Source organism: Streptomyces sp. NPDC029296 (assembly GCF_055569255.1).
Genome location: NZ_JBVHXT010000095.1, coordinates 1 through 6,293 on the forward strand (window position 1 = coordinate 1; position 6,293 = coordinate 6,293).

Sequence of the window (6,293 nt, forward strand, 5' to 3'; positions counted from 1 at the left end):
CCCCCCCCCCCCCCCCCCCCCCCCCCCCCCCCCCCCCCCCCCCCCCCCCCCCCCCCCCCCCCCCCCCCCCCCCCCCCCCCCCCCCCCCCGCCCGCACGGGCCCCCCGCCCCCGCCGCCGGGCAGCGCAGACCGGTGCGCGGCACGGGGACCGACGGCCCGTACGGGTGAGCGCCCGACGACGTGGAGCGGTGCCCGGCACAGGGCGCCGCCGCGCCGTCACCGGCGGGGACCGGCGGCCGACGGCCGGGCTCCGCCCCACACGCACGTCAGGCCGCGGCACGGGTCGTCCGCCACCGTACCGATCCGCGCCGGGAGCGGCGGGCCGGCCCCGGACCCGCCCCCACCGGCCGAAACCTCCAGGGAAGGACTCCCTCCGTGGCAACGACAACCCCCGCCCGGGGTGCCTACACCCCGCCGCCCGGCGGCTCCGGCGCAGCGTCGAACGGACGCGGCACATGGCGCAGCCGGCTGTGGCGCTTCGACGACAAGGCGTCGCCGTACGCCTACATCGCCCCCTTCTTCCTGATCTTCGGCGCCTTCGGGCTCTACCCGCTGCTCTACACCGGCTGGATCTCCCTGCACCGGGTGGAGATGACGGGCCTCGACCAGTCCGAGTGGGTCGGCCTGGACAACTTCGCCAAGATCCTCCAGGACTCCGAGTTCTGGACGGCCGTCTCCAACACCTTCGTCATCGGTGTCGTCTCCACCGTTCCGCAGCTGCTGGTGGCCCTGGGCCTGGCCCACCTGCTCAACTACAAGCTGCGCGCCAGCACCTTCTGGCGGACCGTCATCCTCACCCCGTACGCCACTTCGGTCGCCACGGCCGCCCTGGTCTTCGCGCTGGTCTTCCGCGCCGACGGCGGCATCCTCAACTGGGTGCTGCACTTCTTCGGGGCCGGCAACATCAACTGGGGCAACGGGACCTGGACGTCCAAGATCGCCATCTCGGTCATCGTGATCTGGCGGTGGACCGGCTACAACGCCCTCATCTACCTGGCCGCCATGCAGGCCGTGCCCACCGATCTGTACGAGGCCGCGTCCATCGACGGGGCGTCGCGCTGGCAGCAGTTCCGCAAGGTGACCATCCCCTCGCTGCGGCCGACGATCCTGTTCACCATCGTCATCTCGACCATCGGCTCGATGCAGTTGTTCGGTGAGCCGCTGCTGCTCCAGGGCGGCACCCTCGGCTCGATCGGCGGCAGCGAGCACCAGTACGAGACGCTCAGCATCTACCTGTTCAACTACGGCTGGAAGCTGGGTCATCTGGGACCGGCGGCGGCCGTGGCCTGGGCCATGCTCGTCCTGCTGCTGCTGATCGCCCTGATCAACTGGATCGTCGGCCGGTTCGTGCGCAAGAACGCGGCCTGACGGGAGCGACATCGATGACCACGACCAGTCCCACCAAGACCTCGCCGGACTTCGTCCCGGCACCGACTTCCCCCGCCCCCGGCAAGGGCCCGGGCCGCCTGCGCCTGGGCGCCGGCCAGCAGTTGCGGGGCGGCCCGTTCACCTACGCCGCCCTGATCGTCGTCGGCCTCGGCTCGATCTTCCCGCTGTACTGGACGCTGGTGGCCGCCTCGCACGACCAGCAGCGGGTCCTGGACAGCCCCCCGCCGCTGATACCCGGCGGCCGGCTGTGGAGCAACCTCCAGGCGGCCTGGGACCAGGCGAACCTGGGCAAGGCCATCGTCAACAGCGTGATCGTGGCCGGCAGCATCACCGTCGCCACCCTGTTCTTCTGCACCCTGGCCGGATACGCCTTCGCCAAGATGCGCTTCCGCGGCCGCAATGTGCTGATGACCGCGGTCATCGCCACGCTGACGATCCCGCCCCAGCTCAGCGTCGTCCCGCTGTTCATGATGATGTCGGACATCGGGTGGGGCGGAAAGCTGGAGTCGGTGATCTTCCCGACCCTGGTCGGCGCCTTCGGTGTCTTCTTCATGCGCCAGTACCTCGTCGAGGCGCTGCCGTACGAGCTGATCGAGGCGGCCAAGGTGGACGGGGCGAGCAACATCCGCATCGTGTGGAGCGTGGTGCTGCCCGTGGCCCGGCCCGCGATGATGGTGCTGGGCATGCTCACCTTCGTCCAGGCCTGGAACGACTTCTTCTGGCCCTTCCTCGCGCTGAACCAGCAGGACCCCACCATCCAGGTGGCGCTCGGCCAGCTCAGCGCCTCCTACACGCCCGACCAGAGCATCGTCATGGCCGGTGCGCTGATCAGCACCCTGCCGCTGCTGCTGGTCTTCGTGATCTTCGGCAAGCAGATCGTCGGGGGGATCATGGCGGGCGCGGTCAAGGGCTGACCACCGCCGGGCCGGCCCCCGCCCCCCGTCTCCGTCCCGCGTCCCACCGCCGGCGCGCACCCCGCCCGCCGGCCCACCCCTCGTGCCCGGTCCGGTACGGCCCACCTCCTCCATCCGCCCCGCAGCGGGCCGTACCGGACCGGGCACCCCCGGCCCCACCGGGGCCACGGGCCCACGGCCAGGGACCGGGCTCCGCCCGCATCTCTCTCCCGCACGGCCGGACCGCAGTCCGCCCTCCGTTTCCTCTTCGCTTTGGGAGCGCTCTCACCATGACAGCCGTACGCCCCGAGACCACCGTCCAGCCGGCCTTGGACACCTCCTTCCCGACCGGCTTCGTCTGGGGTGCCGCCACCGCCGCCTACCAGGTGGAGGGCGCCGCCACCGAGGACGGCCGCACCCCCTCCATCTGGGACACCTTCAGCCACACCCCAGGCAAGATCCGCAACGGCGACACCGGTGACATCGCCGCCGACCACTACCACCGCTACCGCGACGACGTGGCGCTGATGAAGGACCTCGGCCTCAAGGCCTACCGGTTCTCCATCTCCTGGCCCCGGGTGCAGCCCACCGGCCGGGGCCCGGCCGTCGAGCGCGGCCTGGACTTCTACCGCCGCCTGACCGACACCCTGCTGGAGGCGGGGATCACCCCGGTCGCCACCCTCTACCACTGGGACCTGCCGCAGGAGCTGGAGGACGCGGGCGGCTGGCCGCACCGCGACACCGCCCACCGGTTCGCCGACTACGCCGCCCTCGCCGCCCGCGCCCTGGGCGACCGGGTCGGGCTGTGGACCACCCTGAACGAGCCCTGGTGCTCGGCGTTCCTCGGCTACGGCTCCGGCGTGCACGCCCCGGGCCGGACCGACCCGGCCGCCACCCTGCGCGCCGCCCACCACCTGAACCTGGCCCACGGCGAGGCCGTCGGCGCCCTGCGCACCAACCTGCCCGCCTCGGCGCAGGTCTCCATCACCCTGAACCTGCACCAGGTGCGCCCGCTCACCGACAGCCCCGAGGACGCCGAGGCCGCGCGCCGCATCGACGCGGTCGGCAACCGGATCTTCACCGGCCCGCTGCTCGACGGCGCCTACCCCGAGGACCTGCTGCGTGACACCGCGCACCTGGTCGACTGGGAGGACCTGGTGCGCGCCGGGGACCTGGCGGAGATCTCCCGCCCCCTCGACGTGCTCGGCGTCAACTACTACGCGCCGACCGTGGTCTCGCTGCCCGCCGAGGGCGCCGCCAGCACCCGCAACGACGGCCACGGCGCGAGCGACCACTCCCCGTGGACCGGCTCCGAGCAGGTCGCCTTCCACCTCGCCAACGACGACCTGACCGCCATGAACTGGGCCATCGACGCGAGCGGGCTGCACACCCTGCTGACCGGGCTGTCCTCCGCGCACCCCGGGCTGCCGCTGATGGTCACCGAGAACGGCGCCGCCTTCGACGACTACGTCTCGCCCGAGGGCCGGGTCGAGGACCCGCAGCGCATCGCCTACCTCCACTCCCACCTGGACGCCGTCCGCCGGGCCATCGCCGACGGAGCCGATGTGCGCGGCTACTTCCTGTGGTCCCTGCTGGACAACTTCGAGTGGTCCTACGGCTATTCGAAGCGTTTCGGCGCCGTCTACGTGGACTACGCCACCCAGCGCCGCATCCCCAAGGCCAGCGCCCGCTGGTACGCCGAGGTGATCCGGAACAACGCCCTGCCCGCCTGACGGCCGTGCCGCGGCGGGTCCGGCCCCGGCCCCGGCCGGGTCCGCCGCGGCCCGCGGAATCGAAGGCGCCGCCGTCACGCTGTTACATTCCTGGCCTGACGGCGGTGAACGGAAGGCGGCGACCATGGCAGGCAACGGTGTGAGGGGCCGGGGCGGCCGGCGGCCCACCCTGGAGGAGGTCGCCGCGCGGGCCGGGGTCGGGCGGGGCACGGTCTCCCGGGTGATCAACGGCTCGCCCCGGGTCAGCGACGCCACCCGCGCCGCGGTCGAGGCGGCCGTCGCCGAACTGGGCTACGTCCCCAACACCGCCGCCCGCGCCCTCGCCGCCAACCGCACCGACGCCATCGCGCTGGTCGTTCCCGAGCCGGAGACCCGGTTCTTCGCCGAGCCCTACTTCTCCGACATGCTGCGCGGGGTCGGCGCGGAACTGTCCGACACCGAGATGCAGTTGCTGCTGATCTTCGCGGGCAGCGACCGGGAGCGGCAGCGGCTGGCCCAGTACCTGGCGGCGCACCGGGTGGACGGCGTGCTGCTGGTCTCCGTGCACGCCGACGACCCGCTGCCCGACCTGCTGGCCGAGCTGGAGATCCCGGCCGTGATCAGCGGCCCGCGCTCGGCGGCCGAATCGCTCACCTCGGTGGACTCCGACAACTACGGCGGCGCCCGCGCGGCCGTGGAACACCTGCTGTCCCGGGGCCGCCGCCGGATCGCGCACATCACCGGCGCGCTGGACGTCTACGGCGCCCAGCGCCGCGCCGACGGCTACCGCGAAGCCCTCGCCGACGCGGGCCATCCGGCGGACGAACTCCTCATCGAGCCGGGCGACTTCACCGAGGAGGGCGGCCGGCGCGCGATGACCACCCTGCTGGCCCGCCACCCCGACCTGGACGCGGTCTTCGCGGGCTCGGACGTGATGGCGGCCGGCGCCCGCCAGGTGCTGCGCGAGGCGGGCCGCCGGATCCCCGAGGACGTGGCGCTGGTCGGCTACGACGACTCGGCCATCGCCCGCCACATGGACCCGCCGCTCACCAGCGTCCGCCAGCCCATCGAGGAGATGGGCCGCGCGATGATCGACCTGCTCCTCACGGAGATCGCCGGCCGGGGCCCGGCCGCGGCGCGGGACACCGCCCCCCGCCGGGCGGTGCTGCCGGTGCGGCTGGTGGTCCGGGCGTCGTCGTGACGCACCCCACACCCGGGGCCCGCACGGGCCCCGGGTGTGGAAGCGGAGGAGGGGAAAACGAATCAGCCGGTGACTCCGTTTCGCAACGGAGTCACCGGCTGACTACTCAGGGTGAGTGACGGGACTCGAACCCGCGGCATCCTGGACCACAACCAGGTGCTCTACCAGCTGAGCTACACCCACCACGACCGGCAGTGGAACTTGTCGTTTCCCCGACCGGCCGAGAAGAAGTCTACAGGGTTCTCAGGGGTGCTCGCGCACACGTTTTCGCGCGGGCGGCCACGGGGGCGGCTACGGCGCGGGGACGACGTGCCGGGCGGCGATCGCCTTCGCGGTCTCGGAGTCCGGGCCGGGCTGGGGCACGAAGACGGCCTCGCGGTAGTAGCGCAGCTCGGCGATCGACTCGCGGATGTCGGCGAGGGCCCGGTGGTTGCCGTTCTTCTCGGGGCTGTTGAAGTACGCCCGCGGATACCAGCGGCGGGCCAGCTCCTTGATCGAGGAGACGTCGACGATCCGGTAGTGGAGGTAGTCCTCCAGGGTCGGCATGTCCCGCAGCAGGAAGCCGCGGTCGGTGCCGACGGAGTTGCCGCACAGCGGGGCCTTGCCGGGCTCCTTCACGTGCTCGCGTACGTACGCCAGGACCTGCTCCTCGGCGTCCTGGAGGGTCGTGCCGCGCTCCAGCTCCGCGAGCAGCCCGGACGCGGTGTGCATCTGGCGCACCACCTCCGGCATCGTCTCCAGCGCCCGGGCCGGCGGACGGATGACGATGTCCACCCCCTCGCCGAGTACGTTCAGCTCGGAGTCGGTGACGAGGGCGGCCACCTCGATGAGCGCGTCGTCGGACAGCGAGAGGCCGGTCATCTCGCAGTCGATCCACACCATGCGATCGTTCATGCGACCACCCTAAAGCGCACCTCAGCTTTTGGGTGCCCCCGTGCCCCGCGGGAAGGGCCGTCCTCGCGGCTGCGGAGCCGGGAAGGGGGGGGGGGGGGGCCCCCCCCCCCCCCCGGGGGTTCGTTGCCCCCGGGAGGGACCGGCAGCAGGCCCACCACACCGACGGGGGGGGGGGGGGCTTGGGAGGGGGCCCCACCGTCGCC

5 protein-coding genes and 1 tRNA gene are annotated in these 6,293 nt (G+C 72.8%); 4 read left to right on the forward strand and 2 right to left on the reverse strand.

What is annotated here, in order from left to right; genetic code table 11:
- Positions 1–376: 376 nt before the first annotated feature.
- From ACZ4W9_RS40090 to ACZ4W9_RS40105, 4 genes are all read left to right on the forward strand, one after another.
- Positions 377–1,369, forward strand: coding sequence for a carbohydrate ABC transporter permease (locus ACZ4W9_RS40090; protein WP_467944183.1), 993 nt, complete (start codon positions 377–379; stop codon positions 1,367–1,369).
- Between the two features lie 14 nt (positions 1,370–1,383).
- Positions 1,384–2,304 (forward strand): carbohydrate ABC transporter permease, encoded by a 921-nt coding sequence (locus ACZ4W9_RS40095; protein WP_467944184.1) that lies wholly within the window; start codon positions 1,384–1,386, stop codon positions 2,302–2,304.
- A 269-nt stretch (positions 2,305–2,573) separates the two neighbouring features.
- Positions 2,574–4,016, forward strand: a complete 1,443-nt coding sequence (locus tag ACZ4W9_RS40100; protein ID WP_467944185.1) for a GH1 family beta-glucosidase — start codon at positions 2,574–2,576, stop codon at positions 4,014–4,016.
- A gap of 124 nt (positions 4,017–4,140) precedes the next feature.
- Complete coding sequence (locus ACZ4W9_RS40105) at positions 4,141–5,196, forward strand: LacI family DNA-binding transcriptional regulator (RefSeq protein WP_467944186.1); 1,056 nt, start codon at positions 4,141–4,143, stop codon at positions 5,194–5,196.
- Positions 5,197–5,306: 110 nt separating this feature from the next.
- Here ACZ4W9_RS40105 and ACZ4W9_RS40110 read toward each other — a convergent pair.
- Positions 5,307–5,379, reverse strand: a tRNA-His gene (locus tag ACZ4W9_RS40110).
- Positions 5,380–5,487: 108 nt separating this feature from the next.
- Positions 5,488–6,090: an oligoribonuclease gene (gene orn / locus ACZ4W9_RS40115; RefSeq protein WP_467944187.1), complete on the reverse strand. Its 603-nt coding sequence runs from the start codon at positions 6,088–6,090 to the stop codon at positions 5,488–5,490.
- Between the last annotated feature and the right edge of the window lie 203 nt (positions 6,091–6,293).

What these genes read in the sequence shown, in the direction of transcription:
- ACZ4W9_RS40095 (WP_467944184.1), top strand. Translation starts at nt 1,384, where the DNA reads ATGACCACGACCAGTCCCACCAAGACCTCGCCGGACTTCGTCCCGGCA.
- ACZ4W9_RS40100 (WP_467944185.1), top strand. Translation starts at nt 2,574, where the DNA reads ATGACAGCCGTACGCCCCGAGACCACCGTCCAGCCGGCCTTGGACACC.
- ACZ4W9_RS40105 (WP_467944186.1), top strand. Translation starts at nt 4,141, where the DNA reads ATGGCAGGCAACGGTGTGAGGGGCCGGGGCGGCCGGCGGCCCACCCTG.
- orn (WP_467944187.1), bottom strand. Translation starts at nt 6,090, where the DNA reads ATGAACGATCGCATGGTGTGGATCGACTGCGAGATGACCGGCCTCTCG.